Below are 17,693 nucleotides of genomic sequence, written 5' to 3'. Positions count from 1 at the left end.
CTCATGAAATTTGCAGTTCTTGTGTTCCCTGGCTCCAACTGTGACATCGACTGTTACAAGGCAGTGGAAGATGCGATTGGACAAGAGGTTGATTATGTATGGCACACGGCTACAGATCTTTCGGCTTATGATTGTATTTTAGTTCCGGGTGGTTTCTCTTATGGTGACTACTTGCGTTGCGGAGCAATTTCCCGCTTTGCACCGGTAATGAACGAGGTAGCGAAAGCTGCTGAACAAGGTAAATACATTTTGGGTATTTGCAACGGATTCCAGATCCTGACGGAAGCGGGATTGCTTCCAGGTGCATTGATTCGTAATACTTCCCTGAAATTCCGTTGTCACGATACAGTATTGAAAGTGGCGAATGCAGATACACCATTTACACGTGATTATGCACCGGGCGAAGAAATTATCATCCCGATTGCTCACGGTGAAGGCAACTATTATTGCGACGAGGAGACGCTCGCGAGTCTGCAAACGAACAACCAAATCGTATTCACGTATGGTACCAACCCGAACGGTTCCCTGGGTGATATTGCAGGAGTTTGTAACGAGGCTGGAAACGTGGTCGGCATGATGCCGCATCCAGAGCGTGCAGTGGATTCACTGTTGGGTTCGGAAGACGGCAAACGTATGTTTACATCTATTTTGAAAGCATGGAGGGATCGGCATGACGCAGCAGCTATCCGCTAAGGAACCGACAGCAGAACAGGTCGCAGAACATAAACTTTACGCACAAATGGGCGTGTCTGACAGCGAGTATGAGCTGATCTGTGAGTTCATGGGCCGCAAGCCAAACTACACGGAAATTGGTGTGTTCAGTGTAATGTGGTCCGAGCATTGTGCTTATAAAAACTCCAAGCCATTGCTGCGCCGTTTTCCAACCACTGGACCACGTGTCCTGATGGGACCTGGTGAAGGTGCCGGTATCGTAGATATCGGTGATAACCAGGCCGTTGTATTCAAAATTGAAAGCCATAACCATCCTTCCGCCGTTGAACCTTATCAAGGCGCGGCAACAGGTGTGGGCGGCATTATCCGTGATATTTTCTCCATGGGCGCAAGACCGGTTGCATTGCTGAACTCTCTTCGTTTCGGCAAGCTGGAGAGCGATCGTGTTAAATATTTGTTCGAGCATGTCGTAGCCGGTATTGCGGGATATGGTAACTGTATCGGTATTCCTACCGTTGCGGGCGAAGTCATGTTTGACGAGAGCTACGAAGGCAATCCGCTGGTTAACGCCATGTGTGTGGGTCTGATTGATCATGACAAGATTCAGCGCGGTGTAGCCAAAGGTGTAGGTAACCCGGTTTATTATGTAGGGCCACCAACAGGTCGTGACGGTATCCACGGTGCAACGTTTGCATCCGTTGAGCTGACAGAAGAATCCGAGTCCCAACGGACAGCGGTTCAGGTCGGTGATCCGTTTATGGAGAAACTGGTCATGGAATCCTGTCTGGAATTAATCGACACGGGAATCGTGCTCGGAATTCAGGATATGGGCGCTGCGGGTCTGACATGTTCAAGTGCAGAGATGGCAAGTAAAGCGGGTAACGGTCTGGAATTGTATCTGGATCAGGTGCCACAACGTGAAGAAGGCATGACACCTTATGAGATGATGCTGTCCGAGTCTCAGGAGCGTATGTTGTTCGTCGTTGAGCCCAAGGATGAGGCGCAGGCGATGGAAATCTTTGAACGTTGGGGCGTAATCTGTGCCAAAGTTGGTAAAGTAACGGATGATGGTCGTCTGAAACTGATCCACCACGGCGAAGTGGTAGGGGATATGCCAGTAACGGCGCTGGTTGACGAATGTCCGGTGTATGACAAACCTTCTTCTGTGCCTGCATACTACGAACAAAGTGCTTCCATCGACACGCTTCGTTACGACGAAGTGTCGGATCTCGGCGGAGCGCTGAAACAAGTACTGGCTTCACCAACGGTAGCAAGTAAGAAATGGGTGTATGATCAATACGACTACATGGTGCGTACAAGCACTGCCGTTCGTCCAGGTTCGGATGCAGCGGTAGTTACGATTCGTGGCACACGCAAAGGTCTCGCGATGACAACGGACTGTAATGGACGTTATGTATACCTTGATCCTGAAGTTGGCGGACGGATTGCCGTGAGTGAAGCCGCACGTAACATTGTATGTTCTGGTGCAGAGCCACTGGCAATTACGGACAACCTGAACTTCGGTAACCCGGAGAAGCCGGATATTTTCTGGCAAATGGAGAAAGCGGTAGACGGTATGGCAGAAGCTTGCCGTGTGCTGGATACGCCGGTCATCGGTGGTAACGTAAGTCTGTACAATGAAAACGCCAAAGGCTCCATCTATCCAACGCCAGTTGTCGGTATGGTAGGTCTCGTTCATGATACGGATCATATCACGACACAAGCATTCAAATCCGAAGGTGATGTGATCATCCTCCTCGGTGAGACAAAAGCTGAATTAGGCGGTAGCGAGCTGCAATACGCGGTTCATGGACAGACCGAAGGTCGTCCGCCAGAACTGAACTTGCAGACTGAAAAAGCGTTGCTCAGCACGGTGCTGGAAGCTATTCAATCCGGTCTCGTTCGCTCGGCACATGACTTGTCTGAAGGCGGCTTGGCTGTAGCACTCGCAGAGTCTTGTATTAGCGGTAACGTAGGCGCACAGGTGAATGTGGAGACTGAACTGCGCGCAGATCACGCCCTGTTCAGTGAGAGTCAATCCCGTATCTTGTTGTCGGCTACGCCAGAGCAAGCGGGTAAACTTGAAGCATTTGTACGTGAGCGCGGTGTACCTGTAGCTGTGATTGGACGTGTAGAAGGAAGTAACCTGACGATTGAACTGAACGGAACATCAGCCGTGAGCGAACCTGTAGGAGGTTTGGCTCAGGTCTGGGAGGATGCGATTCCATGTCTCATGAACTGACGACAGGACCGTTGTGGACAGGCGATTATTATAATGAAGGGTCCGGCAAGGAAGGACTCGACAAATTGAAGGAAGAATGTGGCGTGTTCGGGGTGTATAGACACCCTGACGCGGCTTCACTCTCCTATTATGGACTGCATGCACTGCAACATCGGGGCGAAGAAAGTGCGGGCATGTGTGTGAGTGATGGCAGCCAGTTTAACTATCATCGCGGCATGGGTCTGGTGAAAGAAGTATTCACCAAAGATCTGATGCAGACGTTAACCGGGGATATTTCCATTGGGCATGTCCGGTATTCAACAAGCGGTGACAGTAAACTGACGAACGCACAGCCATTGGTATTCAAATACCGTGATGGCGATTTGGCAGTAGCAACCAACGGAAACATTGTGAATGCACCAACGATCCGGCGTGAACTCGAGCAGAGCGGTTCCATTTTCCGAACAACGAGTGATACCGAGGTTATTGCGCATCTGATTGCACGATCCTCCAAAGGACTTGTCGAAGCTGCAAAAGAGGCGTTCCAGCGCATTGTCGGCGGTTATGCGTTTCTGATCATGACCAATGACAAGCTGCTCGTAGCTTCCGATCCACACGGACTTCGTCCGCTCACGATGGGTAAGCTCGGTGATGCATATCTGTTTGCTTCCGAGACGTGTGCACTGGAAACAATCGGCGCAGAGTTAATTCGTGATATTGAACCCGGTGAACTGCTTGTGCTGGATGCAGATGGACTGCATGAAGATCGCTTCGATCATCACAAACACCGCAAGGCATTATGTGCGATGGAATATATATATTTTGCTCGTCCGGATAGTGATATGAATGGTGCGAACCAACATGCTGCCCGTAAACGGATGGGAAGCCGCATGGCAATTGAGTCGTTTGTAGATGCGGACTTGGTTACGGGGGTACCAGATTCCAGTATCTCGGCGGCGATTGGATACGCTGAACAGACAGGCATTCCGTATGAGATGGGTATGATCAAGAACAAATACACCGGACGTACATTTATCCAGCCAAGCCAGGAACTGCGGGAGCAAGGCGTGAAGATGAAGCTGAGTGCTGTGCGTCGCGTTGTGGAAGGCAAACGGGTGGTTATGATTGACGACTCCATTGTACGGGGAACCACTTCACGACGGATCGTAAATATGCTGCGTGATGCAGGAGCAACGGAAGTGCATGTGCGTATTACATCACCACCTTTCAAAAACCCTTGTTTCTATGGCATCGATACACCGGACAGCCGCGAATTGATCGCCTCACAGCTGTCGGTGGAAGAAATCTGTCGTGAAATTAATGCGGACTCCTTGGAGTTCCTCAGTCCCGATGGACTGATTGCATCGATTCAGGGAGATAATCAGGATGATCCCAAGGGCGGGCTTTGCCTCGCATGTTTTGATAATGATTACCCAACCCGCCTCGACTTTGGCGGCGAAGAAAAATTCGGCTGCAGCTGTTAATCCAAGCAGATGAGAAAGAGTTATAACGAAGGTGACGTGTTCCTGATTCCGATGAAGGATGGCCGGTTTGCGGTATGCCAGGTGGTATGCGCACTTGAAGGCCGTTTTAAAAAGACATTTTCGTTCGGCGTGATGAGCATTCAGCGTGACGAAACCGTAAGGTTGGAAGATGGCGAATTTCTCTTCTATTCCTTTGGGAACCGTAGAAGCAACATCATATTTACTTCTCCGGCCAATATCCGAAACGGATCGTGGAGGATCGTGGGTAACACACCTTTGACGCCCGAAAAGGAAGAACTGAAAGTGTTTCAGTGTGCCGGACATTTATACTGCGGTGATGAGTACATTCGTAACCTCCCGATAGAAGAGTATAGTCAGTTTAATACGCTCGGCGTAGCCGGGTTTGAATTGGTACAAAACCATCTGTTAGAGATGGAGCAAGGATAGGTATGTTGGACTTAACATTGACACGATAGAATCTGGAGATAACGGCAATCGAAAGGTTGTTCAGTCATCGAAGAGGTACGTGTTAATACGCTGGTTCAATTTTTATAAGATACGAAGGGTGTGATGGTTGTGTCCGAAGCATATAAAAAGGCCGGCGTCGATATCGCGGCAGGTAATGAAGCGGTTGAACGGATGAAAAAACACGTGAAGCGTACCTTCCGTCCGGAAGTGATGACAGATCTGGGTGGATTCGGTGCCCTGTTCGGTTTGAACAAAGATAAATACGATGAGCCTGTACTTGTATCCGGTACGGATGGCGTAGGCACCAAGCTGAAGATTGCATTTGCCATGGACCGTCACGATACCATCGGAATCGACGCGGTAGCCATGTGTGTGAACGACATTGTGGTACAGGGTGCAGAACCACTCTTCTTCCTCGACTATCTGGCATGTGACAAAGTTATTCCTGAGAAGATCGAAGCTATAGTTGCGGGTATCGCTGAAGGCTGTCATCAATCGGGTTGTGCGCTGATTGGTGGCGAGACGGCAGAGATGCCGGGCATGTACAGTGAAGGCGAATACGATATTGCCGGATTCACGGTAGGTATCGTGGACAAAGCGAAGATCATCAACGGTACAACCATCGCCCCTGGCGACACTGTGATTGGATTGGCCTCTAGCGGTGTACACAGTAACGGATTCTCGCTGGTACGCAGACTTTTGTTGGAAGATGCGGGACTTGATCTGCATGATGAAGTAGCGGAACTGGGCCGTAAGCTGGGGGATTCCCTGCTGGAACCTACGAAGATCTATGTTAAACCCCTGTTATCCCTGCTCGAAAAGGTAAAAGTAAAGGGCATGGCACACATTACAGGTGGTGGCTTCATCGAGAATATCCCACGTATGTTGCCGAGCAACGTGAATGTGGATATTGACTACGGCTCTTGGCCGATCCTGCCGATCTTCAACCTGTTACAGGAAAAGGGCGCTGTCTCGAACCGTGACATGTTCACCACCTTTAACATGGGTGTTGGACTTGTACTGGTTGTTAATGAAGCAGATGCAGCGGAAGCACTGCAACAACTGAAAGCATCTGGTGAAGAAGCGTACATCATTGGCCGTGTTACTGAAGGAGATGCGCGAGTAACCTTCACGGGAGCGGATGTTTAATGGCGAACTACCGCATAGCTGTATTCGCCTCGGGTGAAGGGACTAACTTTCAGTCATTGGTCGATGCAGTACGGAACGGTGGGCTGAATGCATCCGTAGATCTGCTCGTGTGTGATAAACCGTCTGCACGTGTTGTGCAGCGGGCACAGGATGCAGGCGTGGATTGTCATCTGTTTACTCCGAAAAATTATGCTTCCCGTGAAGCTTATGAGGCAGAGATCGTGGAAGTACTTGAATCCAAGAAGATCGACTTGGTCGTTCTTGCGGGATATATGAGATTGTTGACTTCTGTTGTGGTAGATCGTTACGCAGGGCGGTTGATTAATATTCATCCGTCCTTGCTGCCGGCATTTGCAGGCAAGGATGCGATTGGACAGGCACTTGAGTATGGCGTGAAAGTGACGGGTGTGACTGTGCATTTCGTAGATGGAGGTATGGATACTGGCCCGATTATTGCCCAGCATCCGGTTCCCATTCTGCCAGAGGATACGCCTGAAACGATCAGCAAAGCCATTCATGCAGCCGAACAGCAGCTATATCCTGAAGTGGTATCTTGGTTCGCGCAAGGTCTGGTTCAATTAGACGGACGTCACGTCACTGTTTACAAACCGGTTTGATATAGTTCTAAACTGGTTCACACAATAACGTAGAGGACAGAAATAAGCTGGAGAAGCGGAGCGCTCGCCTTTATTAATGGATTTTTACCATTGAGAAATTGTTCAAAAAAATCTAGGAATAACAGCGATCGAAAGATTGTTCTGAACTCGTAGTGTTTTAGTGTGAAAATCCATTTATCAACTATATAACAGAAGTCGAAAATTGGTACGCATTTTGTGATATTTCTCGGGAAATAAATCGGCTGTGTTTCGTCAGGAAACGCGAAGCCATGGGACATTAAAGGAGGAGCATATTGTGAGTATCAAAAGAGCGCTGGTCAGCGTATGGGATAAAACAGGCATCGTGGACTTTTGCCGCGAGCTGTCGCAAATGGGTGTGGAGATTATTTCGACAGGAGGTACAAGCAGCCTGTTGTCGAAGGAAGGCGTACCTGTCATCGGAATTTCGGATGTGACCGGATTCCCGGAAATCATGGACGGACGTGTCAAAACATTGCATCCGGCAGTGCATGGTGGGTTGCTGGCTGTTCGTGACAGTGAAGAGCATAAGCGCCAGATGGAAGAGAACGGACTGGATTATATCGACCTCGTTGTCGTGAACCTGTACCCCTTCCAAGATACTATCGCTAAACCCGATGTGACGTACGAAGACGCGATCGAGAACATCGATATTGGTGGTCCTACCATGCTTCGTTCTGCTGCAAAAAATCATGCTTTTGTTAGTGTCGTGGTTGACACAGCGGATTACGGCAAGGTGCTTGAAGAAGTTCGCAGCAATGGAGATACCACTCTCGAAACACGCAAACGGCTTGCGGCAAAAGTGTTCCGCCATACAGCGGCTTACGATGCAGTTATTTCTGACTATCTCTCCAACCTGAACGGTGACCCGTTGCCAGAGCGTCTGACGGTTACTTACGAAAAACTCCAGGATTTGCGTTACGGCGAAAATCCACACCAGCAGGCGGCATTCTACCGCAAACCGCTGGCTGCTCAAGATACGTTGACAACAGCCGAGCAATTGCATGGCAAAGAGTTGTCTTACAATAACATCAACGATGCGAACGCAGCATTGCAGATTGTAAAAGAATTTGAAGAACCGGCTGTGGTCGCGGTTAAACATATGAATCCATGTGGCGTGGGCATTGGCGCAAGTATCTATGAAGCTTACAGCAAGGCATATGCTGCAGATCCAACGTCTATCTTTGGTGGCATTGTGGCAGCGAACCGCATTATCGACAGCGATACAGCAGCTAAATTGAGCGAGATTTTCCTGGAAATCGTCCTTGCTCCTGACTTTACACAAGAGGCTCTCGATATCCTGACGAAGAAGAAAAACATTCGTTTGCTCAAAACGGGTGAACTGAATGCTGCTCGTAAACGGGAGAGCCAATTCGTTGTAACTTCCATCGACGGTGGTATGATTGTGCAACAGTCCGATGTGCACTCCATTGAAGCGAGCGAACTGAACGTAGTAACTGATCGTGCACCATCGGAAGAAGAACTGAAACAGCTGTTGTTTGGCTGGAAAGTAGTTAAACACGTGAAATCCAACGCGATTGTACTTGCTGCGAATGATATGACGGTAGGTGTGGGTGCTGGACAAATGAATCGTGTGGGTGCAGCCAAAATTGCGATTGAGCAAGCTGGCGAGCAAGCAAAAGGTGCCATTCTGGCATCCGATGCGTTCTTCCCAATGGGGGATACGCTGGAACTGGCAGCAAAAGCCGGAATTACAGCGGTGATTCAACCTGGCGGTTCGATCAAGGATGAAGAATCCATCAAAGTAGCCAATGAATACGGAATTGCCATGGTCTTCACAGGCGTTCGTCACTTCAAACACTAGAGCGAAAAAAGGTTTAATAAGGGGTGTCGCCAGTCATACTTATGACTTATGGTACACCCCCTCTTTTTTAGGTTGTTCAATACGCAGTAGCGTAACAAATCCAGTTATGCACGGAGGGGGAACAGAGCGAATGGATATTCTGGTAGTAGGCGGCGGTGGCCGGGAGCACGCAATCATCTGGGCGCTGGCGAAGAGTCCAAAGGTAGACAAGATTCACTGTGCACCGGGAAATGCAGGTATTGCTCAGCTCGCTGAGTGTCATGCCATTGCGGTAAATGAATTCGATAAACTAACGGCTCTTGCTGCAGAGCTTAAAGTGGGATTAGTAGTTATTGGTCCGGATGATCCGCTTGCAGATGGGATCGTGGATGCATTTGATTCGACAGGTATTCCGGTATTCGGACCTCGTCGCAATGCAGCAGAGATTGAGGGAAGTAAAACATTCATGAAGGACCTGCTGCACAAGTACAACATTCCAACCGCAGCCTATGAGAAATTCGACAACTACGAACAGGCTCAAGCATACCTGTATGAACAAGCCATTCCGGTTGTCATCAAGGCAGATGGATTGGCAGCGGGTAAAGGTGTGACGGTAGCTTATTCCCGTGATGAGGCTGATCAGGCACTTCGCAGCATCATGGTGGATAAAGTGTTTGGTGAAGCGGGAGCCAAAGTCATCATCGAGGAATTCCTCGCAGGACAGGAAATGTCCATTCTGGCCTTTGTTGATGGAGAGACGGTTCGTCCGATGGCCGCAGCACAGGATCACAAACCTGTATTCGACAATGACCAGGGGCCAAACACAGGCGGTATGGGTACATACTCACCTTTGCCACATATCCCTGCTTCTATCATTGAGGAAGCTGTGGAGACGATCATTAAACCAACTGCCAAAGCAATGGTGTCCGAGGGCCGTCCATTCCAGGGTGTATTGTTTGCCGGACTGATGATTTCACCAGATGGTAAACCCAAAACGATTGAGTTCAACGCACGGTTTGGTGATCCGGAAACACAGGTTGTATTGCCGCGCCTGAAGAGTGACTTGTTCGATATCTTCTGGGCAACCGTCCATGGCAAGCTGGCTGATATTGAGATTGAATGGAGTGATGAAGCTGCAGTATGTGTGGTGCTTGCTTCAGGAGGTTATCCGGGACCTTATGCCAAAGGTGTAGTCATTGAAGGTCTGGATCAAGTGCAAGATGCCGTGGTATTCCACGCAGGTACAGCACGTAGTGAAGCAGGAGGCTGGGTCACGAGTGGTGGACGGATCCTGGGCGTAGTTGGCCTTGGTGCGGATATTGCCGAAGCTAGAAACAAAGCCTATGAACAGGCTGAGCGTATCCATTTTGATGGTAAACATCAGCGGACGGATATTGCTGCCAAAGCACTCGTATAGAATAAATATAAGAGCCCGTAGAGATGTATACCGGAAAGGTATTTGCATCTTGCGGGCTCTTTGCTACGTATATAGATGTATCTTGTGCAAACGGCCGGACTTGTCTATACGGGAAAGAATATGGGTAAGATGCAAAACGGGATTAAATCAGGGAGATCAGGGAGATCAGGCATGTTTAGCGCCCTAAACTAAAGGGTAGTATTTTTATAAATTGGACTATACTAAACATGTGAAGATTATCACATTATGAGGTAATAACCATCATATTATAGAAAGTACCTAACATACATAAAGACTAATTTGTGAACATTATACTGTAACCTTGTTCCAAACCATGACGTGCAACTGGATGGTTGAGCGGGAAACATGGTATACTTTTCGGAAACAGGAATGAGTAAGAGGGGAGGTGGATATCTATTGGGTAGGCGATATTGTAAATTGTCCAAATGGCGAATCTAGGTGGAGTTAAGCGAGGAACAATTGACAGCATGAGGGGTAAACCCGATTTGAATGGAGAAGTTTCTGCAAGTCATTGACTTCATCTTGAATTCCTGTTTTGTATTTTACAAGGTCAAACAGTACGACATATACAAATATGATCATTATTCGATTTCATATAAGGCATACGCCATGATGAACGACAAACAGCGCATGAATGGTTAACGTAGTTAACGGATCACGCTGTAACTATCTCTGGAGGTGAATCCCTGAGAATCGGGGAAATCATTGGACATAATTACCATATTGAATATCGCTTTACTTATTATCTTGATTGCATTGACTGCATTTTTCGTAGCATCGGAGTTCGCTGTAGTCAAAATTCGTACATCAAGAGTAGATCAACTGGTTGCCGAAGGCAATAAAAAGGCTGTACTCGCCAAAAAAGTTGTCTCGGACCTGGATTATTATCTGTCAGCCTGTCAGCTCGGTATTACGGTCACTGCTCTAGGACTGGGAGCGCTCGGAAAACCGACGGTTGAGAGATTGTTATACCCGGTATTCAATTATTTAGACGTACCTGCTTCGATATCATCAATTGCTTCCTATGCAATTGCCTTTATCCTCGTCACGTTTTTGCACGTGGTTATTGGTGAGATGGCACCGAAAACGCTGGCGATTCAGTTTTCGGAAAAACTGACGTTGATGCTCTCCCCATCGCTATACTGGTTTGGTAAAATCATGTATCCGTTCATCTGGGCGCTTAATGGAACCTCACGTGTTCTTCTGCGAGGATTCGGTGTAAAGCCTGCCAAACATGATCAAGCCTACTCGGAGGACGAGATCAAGATCATCATGAACCAGAGTTATGAAGGAGACGAGGACAACAAGACCAAGCTTTCTTATCTGGAAAATGTATTTGTGTTCGACGAACGTGATGCCAAAGACATCATGGTACCCCGTACGGAACTGGTGACGTTAGATCAGGAGATGACCTATGACGATATTATTCCTATATTGGATGAACATAACTATTCACGTTACCCTGTCATCGAGGATGGGGACAAGGACCGCATTATCGGCGTTGTGAATGTGAAAAAGATTTTGCCTGACATGGTAGCCGCAAGATCATATCAACTAAGCGAGTTCGTTCGTGAGATCCCATTCGTTTCCGAAGTAACACGTATCCAGGATGCGATGATTAAAATGCAGCAGGAACGTGTACACATGGCCGTGGTTGTGGATGAATACGGCGGTACTTCGGGAATCATTACGATGGAGGATATTCTGGAGGAGCTTGTCGGTGAGATTCGTGATGAATTCGATGCCGATGAGGTGGCCGATATCCAGGAGACCGGAGAGAATCAATATCTCATTAATGGTCGGGTACTTTTGGATGAAGTGGAGCGGCAGTTCGGGCTTAGCTTTGAAGGAAACGAAGAGATGGACACCGTGGCCGGATGGATTCAGTACCAGAAGGGTGTAGGTGTGGAAAAAGGCGACACGGTAGAACACGGCGATTATGTCTGGACCGTTGTGGATACCGAAAATTATCACATCAAACAAGTTCTTCTGGAGCGGGTAAATGGCGCGCAGGTTGAGGAAGCTACTAGCGATCTGGCGTGATCTTGCCCCAAAATCTTTTAAAAATTTTAAATGTTTTTGCGATAACGTAGCAGTGTAGGGGACGGAATCGATTCTGAAGAAGCGCAGCGTTCGCGTTTGCAAACCAATTTTAAACCTTTGAAAACAACAATCAGGGAAATTTGGAGGCAATGGCGATCGGAAGAACGAGCCGTCACCGGAACGTCACTCGTGCAACCTTAATATAAATTTTACTTGGAGGTGAATCCCTCAAACTGAGGGAAATCATTGGACGGAATAATAGCCTTGAATTTATTTTTAGTAGCCGTATTTATAGGTCTGACAGCCTTTTTCGTTGGAGCCGAATTTGCAATTCTTAAAGTACGGATGTCCCGAATCGATCAATTGATCTCGGAAGGGAACAAAAAGGCAGTACTGGCCAAAAAAGTGGCGCACAACCTGGATTATTATTTGTCTGCATGTCAATTGGGGATTACCATCACAGCGCTGGTATTGGGAGCCCTGGGTGAACCTACCGTTGAGAAAATGCTGCATCCGCTCTTTGAGCGAATGGAAGTGCCGGCGGCATTGTCTACCGTGCTTTCCTATGGTATCGCTCTGGCGATCATTACGTTCCTGCACGTGGTTATCGGTGAATTGGCACCGAAAACCCTGGCGATTCAGTTTGCAGAGAGAATGACGCTGTTGCTGGCACCACCACTGTACTGGTTCGGTAAAATCATGAATCCGTTCATCTACGCGCTGAATGGAGCTGCTCGTCTGTTGCTTGGCATATTTGGTGTAAAACCTGCCGGCCATGATACCGTTCACTCCGAAGAAGAGCTGAAGCTGATTATGGCACAGAGTTATGAGAGTGGCGAGATTAACCAGACGGAGCTGGACTATCTCAAAAACATTTTTGCTTTTGATGAGCGTTTGCTTCAGGAGATTATGATTCCACGAGATAAAATTGTTACTCTGAATAAGGAAATGCCGCTTGATCAGATCATTGAGACACTGAATCGACATGAATACACGCGATACCCTGTTATTGCAAATGGGGATCAGGCGCATTTTGTGGGCTTTATTAACACAAAAGAAATGCTGACGAGTGTAGCTGCGGGCAGAGATTTCAATATGGAGACATTTGTTCACAATACGCCGAGTTTCTCCGAGCGTTCTCCAATCAAGGATGTACTGATCCAGATGCAGCAAAGCCGTGTACACATTGCAACCGTGAAAAACGAGGCAGGTGCTACGGTAGGGATGGTTACAATGGAGGATATCCTTGAAGAGATTGTCGGAGATATCAAGGATGAATACGAGCATAAAGATTTGGTGAATCCACCCAAAAGAATGAAACTGGTTTAAAAAGCAGTAATACAAAAGTGATACAGTATTAGCGAAGTAACGTAATTCTTCTAACTATAAAAGCAGGTTCCCGATGTGATCGGGGCCTGCTTTTTGGTTTAAATCTTAATTTTAAAATAAAAGCTTGCATATTGAGGTCCAATGGATTAATATAAATTTAAAGAATCTTAATTTAAAGATAAATAACGAAAAGCAATAAATAAAAGAAGCAAAAACAACCTATGATACAACTAAAACCAAGGGAGTGGAGATTATGTTCAGAACTTCAGGAATTCATCATATTACAGCTTTTGTAGACGATGCACAGAAAAACGTTGATTTTTACGCAGGTGTGTTGGCGCTCAGACTGGTGAAAAAAACAATTAACTTTGATGCACCAGACGTATATCACTTGTATTACGGGAACGAGCAGGGTGCACCGGGTACAATCATTACCTTTTTCCCACAGCAAAATTCAAGAAGAGGTGTCATTGGGTCAGGTCAGACTGGAGTTACCGTATATGCGGTTCCTGTAGGAAGCCTGCCTTTCTGGAAAGAACGTCTTACTTCCTTCGACATTCCATATGAAAATAAAACCAGATTTGGTGAGCAGTACATTCGTTTCTTCGACAAAGGCGGTCTGCTGCTTGAACTGGTTGAGCGTGAAGGCGGTCAGCCAAGCAACTGGAGTTTCAACGGTGTGACACCGGAGCATGCCATCAAAGGATTTGGCGGAGCTGTATTGTTCAGCCACGTTCCTGAAAAAACCATGGACGTCTTGGTGAGCAAACTGGGTCTGGAGCAAGTCGGTGAAGAGAACGGACTCCTTCGTCTTCAGGCAAGCGGCGATATTGGTCAGATCATCGATATTCAGTCGACAGGTATCCAGCGCGGGATTGGCGGAGCCGGAACGGTTCACCATATTGCATGGCGTGCCAAAGATTACGTGGAACATGAACAAATTCAGCAGGATCTTGAACAATCCGGGTATCATCCAACGCCAGTCATTGACCGTCAATACTTCAACGCTGTGTATTTCCGGGAGCCGGGTGGTATACTGTTCGAACTTGCTACGGATCCTCCGGGATTTGCACGGGATGAACCAGCAGACAGCATGGGTGAGAAACTGATGTTGCCTGAATGGTATGAACCACAGCGTGAGCAGATTGAACAATTGTTGCCACGAATTGAAGTACGTGAATGGAAAGGAGAGTCCAAATCATGACCACAACCAATACAATGAAACATATCTATAAAGCAGGTGCTCAGCCGGATGCTCCAACAATCCTGTTGCTTCACGGCACAGGCGGAACCGAGAACGATCTGATCGGTCTGGCGGAGATGATCGCACCAGGAGCTGGCATACTTGGGGTGCGGGGTAATGTATCGGAGAACGGGATGCCCCGTTTCTTCCGCCGTCTAGCCGAAGGCATTTTTGACGAAGAAGATCTGATTGCTCGTACGGCAGAGCTGGGATCTTTTGTAGATGCAGCTGCGGTGGAATACGGTTTTGATCGGTCCAACGTGTATGCACTGGGTTACTCTAACGGTGCCAACATTGCAGCAAGCCTGATTTTCCATCAAGCAGATGTATTCAAAGGTGCAATTCTGCATCACCCGATGGTACCGTTGCGCGGACTGGAACTGCCGGATCTGAAAGGTCTGCCTGTGTTCATTGGTGCGGGCGAGAACGATCCAATTGTACCAAGACGTGAAACGGAGGAACTTGCTTCGCTGCTGAGCGGTGCAGGTGCCGATGTAAACACGTATTGGGAGCGTCAGGGTCATCAGTTGACTCGTACCGAGGCAGAAGCTGCGGCAACTTGGTTTAAGACACAGGCGTAAGGTAGAGATAGCTCTAAACCGAGTACTCGTTCATCCTTGCATTGAGTGATTGTGCAATATTGCAGGAGCTGCGTACGAAGCAACAAGAAGGTGTATATGAGGGCCAGCCGCATAGTGGCTGGGACAGTTACCCGATCCGATCATGGATCGGGTTTTCTTTTTCATAAGGAAAAAGGAGCGGAAAAGGAACGGTGGGACGGGGGATGATCCTTGCAACGTGACAGAGGTGACAGGACTGCTGTAACTTGCTGAAGCAACATGGTTGTCGTAAAGCATGGAGTATTCTATAATGAAGTAATTGATAATCATTTTCAATTAGATTCGGTGAAAGATGACTATGCATGTAATCAGGAGGGGAACATGAATCTTAACCCTAGCTCACATACGTTTGGCTCAAGTGCGTTTGTTCAGACCCGCGATGGTCGCAAACTACATTATATGTCCAGAGGAACAGGAGAACTGACGGTTGTATTTGAGTCCGGTATGGGCGCCTCCAGATCAAACTGGGGACTGGTTGCACCAGCCATTGCTGAGCATGCACGTGCAGTCGTGTATGACAGGGCAGGGGCGGGACGAAGTGATGTGGACTCGGCTCCCCGCAGCCTTGAACGCATTGCAGGGGATCTTGGAGAACTGCTGACTGCGCTGGGCCCTGGCCCATTTATTCTGGTTGGACATAGCTGGGGAGGTCCGATTGTACGGGCTGCGGCGGATGCACATCTATCTCGATTACGTGGCATTATTCTGGTAGATCCATCAGACGAGCATTGCGAAATGTATTTTTCCAAACTTACTAGAAAGAGCTTTGCCATCAATGGTTTCATTATTCCAATCATGGCGCGGACTGGCTTATATAAGATGCTTGGCAGCAAAGCTGGAAGTGTTCAGCCTGACGATGTGGCGGCGGATCATCTCAAGGAGGATTTCACTGTACGGGCAGCTAACACGATGCTTGCGGAAGGCAGAACATTTCTGAATGACATGGCAGCGCTGCTGGAACATCCTCCGGCTCTGGGTAATCTGGAAGTCAGCGTGATCTCGGGTACGAAACCGGGCAAGGGAGAGGGAAAAATCAGACCTGCCCTCATCACGGCGCATCGCCAGACGGTGAGCCAGCTATCCAATGCGAGATGGATTGGGGCGGATCAATCCGGACATATGGTTATGTATACAGACCCTCAGGTCATTATTGATGAAATTGTACGAATGATAAATGATGTAAGCTCAAGCGCAAGAACAGAACAAAAGTGATACAATACAAAGAAAAGCAGTGCGCGACATTGCTAGACCATAAAAGCGGAGTGTGGAGACAACATGAAACCAGTTGAACAAGAACCAACGGGAACCACAAGTCCCGGTCGTGCCAGTGTTGGCATGGAAGATATCGTGCGCGCACATCATGTGCTGCGTGAGGTCATTGTAAGAACGCCGTTACAGCGGGATGCTGTATTGTCGGCCAAATATAACTGTAATGTGTATCTGAAAAGGGAAGACCTTCAAGTGGTGCGTTCTTTCAAAATTCGGGGCGCCTATAATATGATTCGCAGTCTGACACCAGCCGAGATGGAGAAAGGTATTGTCTGTGCAAGTGCTGGCAACCATGCTCAGGGTGTTGCTTTTAGCTGTAATGCCCTTGGGATTAACGGCAAAATCTTCATGCCGAGTACAACCCCGAACCAAAAGGTGAAGCAGGTAAGACGTTTTGGTGGCAGTAATGTTGAAGTGGTGCTGATCGGGGATACGTATGATGATGCGTATGCTGAAGCGATGCGTGCATGTGACGAACAGGGCATGACGTTCATCCATCCTTTTGATCAACCGAAGATTATTGCAGGTAATGGTACGGTAGCGATGGAAATCATGGAAAGTCTCGATGAGAATGCCGACTATGTATTCGTGACAATTGGTGGCGGAGGACTGGCAGCCGGCGTGGGAACTTATATGAAGACCGTGAGTCCAGAGACACGCATCATTGGAGTTGAGCCACTTGGTGCAGCTTCCATGAGTGAGGCGATGTTCCGCAAACAGGTTGTGACGCTGGATGATATTGATAAATTCGTGGATGGCGCAGCGGTGAAACGTGTTGGCGATCTCACCTTTGATATCTGCAATAGTATACTTGATGACATTGTGAAAGTGCCAGAAGGCAAGGCCTGCACAACTATTCTGGAACTATATAATGAAAATGCGATCGTTGTCGAGCCTGCCGGTTCCTTGGCTGTTGCGGCGCTTGAGCAATATCGTGAGCAAATCGTGGGCAAGACGGTGGTTTGTGTTATTAGTGGCGGGAACAACGATATCGACCGGATGCAGGAGATCAAGGAACGTTCCCTGATCTATGAAGGGCTAAAGTACTATTTCATGGTTAATTTCCCGCAGCGTGCAGGAGCTTTACGTGAATTCCTGGAGGAAGTTCTAGGGAAGAATGATGATATCACCCGGTTTGAATATACGAAAAAGCATGATAAGGAAAATGGCCCTGCCTTGGTGGGCATTGAGCTGATGTACAAGGAAGATTACCAACCGCTCATTGAGCGTATGAACCGCAAAGGTATCGCCTATACCGAGCTGAACAAAAATCTAAATCTGTTCAACATGTTAATCTGATGAATTATTCCAAAACGCA

14 protein-coding genes are annotated in these 17,693 nt (G+C 47.9%); all 14 read left to right on the top strand.

The window, feature by feature from the left end:
• The first annotated feature begins 3 nt into the window (after positions 1–3).
• The 14 genes from purQ (at position 4) to ilvA (ending at position 17,674) form a co-directional block, all read left to right on the top strand.
• On the top strand, positions 4–693 hold the full coding sequence (purQ, locus tag FE296_RS06220; protein WP_150364520.1) for a phosphoribosylformylglycinamidine synthase subunit PurQ: 690 nt from the start codon (positions 4–6) through the stop codon (positions 691–693).
• Positions 671–2,914, top strand: a complete 2,244-nt coding sequence (gene purL / locus FE296_RS06215; RefSeq protein ID WP_150364519.1) for a phosphoribosylformylglycinamidine synthase subunit PurL — start codon at positions 671–673, stop codon at positions 2,912–2,914. Before purQ ends, purL begins: the two co-directional genes overlap by 23 nt.
• Complete coding sequence (gene purF / locus FE296_RS06210; protein ID WP_150364518.1) at positions 2,899–4,377, top strand: amidophosphoribosyltransferase; 1,479 nt, start codon at positions 2,899–2,901, stop codon at positions 4,375–4,377. Before purL ends, purF begins: the two co-directional genes overlap by 16 nt.
• A 9-nt stretch (positions 4,378–4,386) precedes the next feature.
• Positions 4,387–4,824, top strand: coding sequence for an immunity 26/phosphotriesterase HocA family protein (locus tag FE296_RS06205; protein ID WP_124118549.1), 438 nt, complete (start codon positions 4,387–4,389; stop codon positions 4,822–4,824).
• 129 nt (positions 4,825–4,953) lie between these two features.
• A complete protein-coding gene (gene purM, locus FE296_RS06200; RefSeq protein WP_150364517.1) occupies positions 4,954–5,994 on the top strand; it encodes a phosphoribosylformylglycinamidine cyclo-ligase in 1,041 nt (346 codons plus the stop codon).
• Positions 5,994–6,611 (top strand): phosphoribosylglycinamide formyltransferase, encoded by a 618-nt coding sequence (purN, locus tag FE296_RS06195; RefSeq protein WP_124118551.1) that lies wholly within the window; start codon positions 5,994–5,996, stop codon positions 6,609–6,611. The genes purM and purN overlap by 1 nt, the downstream gene beginning before the upstream one ends.
• A gap of 295 nt (positions 6,612–6,906) precedes the next feature.
• Complete coding sequence (gene purH, locus FE296_RS06190; protein ID WP_124118552.1) at positions 6,907–8,454, top strand: bifunctional phosphoribosylaminoimidazolecarboxamide formyltransferase/IMP cyclohydrolase; 1,548 nt, start codon at positions 6,907–6,909, stop codon at positions 8,452–8,454.
• Positions 8,455–8,584: 130 nt separating this feature from the next.
• Entirely contained in the window at positions 8,585–9,850 is a 1,266-nt protein-coding gene (gene purD / locus FE296_RS06185) for a phosphoribosylamine--glycine ligase (RefSeq protein ID WP_150364516.1), read from the top strand.
• Positions 9,851–10,576: 726 nt separating this feature from the next.
• Positions 10,577–11,914, top strand: a complete 1,338-nt coding sequence (locus FE296_RS06180) for a hemolysin family protein (protein WP_150364515.1) — start codon at positions 10,577–10,579, stop codon at positions 11,912–11,914.
• 246 nt (positions 11,915–12,160) lie between these two features.
• Entirely contained in the window at positions 12,161–13,243 is a 1,083-nt protein-coding gene (locus tag FE296_RS06175; RefSeq protein WP_124118555.1) for a hemolysin family protein, read from the top strand.
• Positions 13,244–13,496: 253 nt separating this feature from the next.
• Positions 13,497–14,447, top strand: a complete 951-nt coding sequence (locus FE296_RS06170; protein WP_411860562.1) for a ring-cleaving dioxygenase — start codon at positions 13,497–13,499, stop codon at positions 14,445–14,447.
• 14 nt (positions 14,448–14,461) lie between these two features.
• Positions 14,462–15,067: an alpha/beta hydrolase gene (locus tag FE296_RS06165; RefSeq protein WP_124118641.1), complete on the top strand. Its 606-nt coding sequence runs from the start codon at positions 14,462–14,464 to the stop codon at positions 15,065–15,067.
• Between the two features lie 360 nt (positions 15,068–15,427).
• Entirely contained in the window at positions 15,428–16,318 is an 891-nt protein-coding gene (locus tag FE296_RS06160) for an alpha/beta fold hydrolase (protein ID WP_150364514.1), read from the top strand.
• Positions 16,319–16,381: 63 nt separating this feature from the next.
• Positions 16,382–17,674: a threonine ammonia-lyase IlvA gene (ilvA, locus tag FE296_RS06155; protein WP_150364513.1), complete on the top strand. Its 1,293-nt coding sequence runs from the start codon at positions 16,382–16,384 to the stop codon at positions 17,672–17,674.
• Positions 17,675–17,693 lie beyond the last annotated feature (19 nt).

Origin of the sequence: Paenibacillus sp. UASWS1643 (genome assembly GCF_008693195.1) — a bacterium.
Lineage (GTDB): Bacteria > Bacillota > Bacilli > Paenibacillales > Paenibacillaceae > Paenibacillus > Paenibacillus amylolyticus_B.
Note: the sequence above shows the minus strand (reverse complement) of the source record. Positions and strands in the feature narration are given on the sequence as shown.

Bases quoted from the DNA above. Each gene is read 5' to 3' on its own strand.
- purQ (WP_150364520.1), top strand. From the start codon at position 4: ATGAAATTTGCAGTTCTTGTGTTCCCTGGCTCCAACTGTGACATCGAC.
- purL (WP_150364519.1), top strand. From the start codon at position 671: ATGACGCAGCAGCTATCCGCTAAGGAACCGACAGCAGAACAGGTCGCA.
- purF (WP_150364518.1), top strand. From the start codon at position 2,899: ATGTCTCATGAACTGACGACAGGACCGTTGTGGACAGGCGATTATTAT.
- FE296_RS06205 (WP_124118549.1), top strand. From the start codon at position 4,387: ATGAGAAAGAGTTATAACGAAGGTGACGTGTTCCTGATTCCGATGAAG.
- purN (WP_124118551.1), top strand. From the start codon at position 5,994: ATGGCGAACTACCGCATAGCTGTATTCGCCTCGGGTGAAGGGACTAAC.
- purD (WP_150364516.1), top strand. From the start codon at position 8,585: ATGGATATTCTGGTAGTAGGCGGCGGTGGCCGGGAGCACGCAATCATC.
- FE296_RS06170 (WP_411860562.1), top strand. From the start codon at position 13,497: ATGTTCAGAACTTCAGGAATTCATCATATTACAGCTTTTGTAGACGAT.
- FE296_RS06165 (WP_124118641.1), top strand. From the start codon at position 14,462: ATGAAACATATCTATAAAGCAGGTGCTCAGCCGGATGCTCCAACAATC.
- FE296_RS06160 (WP_150364514.1), top strand. From the start codon at position 15,428: ATGAATCTTAACCCTAGCTCACATACGTTTGGCTCAAGTGCGTTTGTT.
- ilvA (WP_150364513.1), top strand. From the start codon at position 16,382: ATGAAACCAGTTGAACAAGAACCAACGGGAACCACAAGTCCCGGTCGT.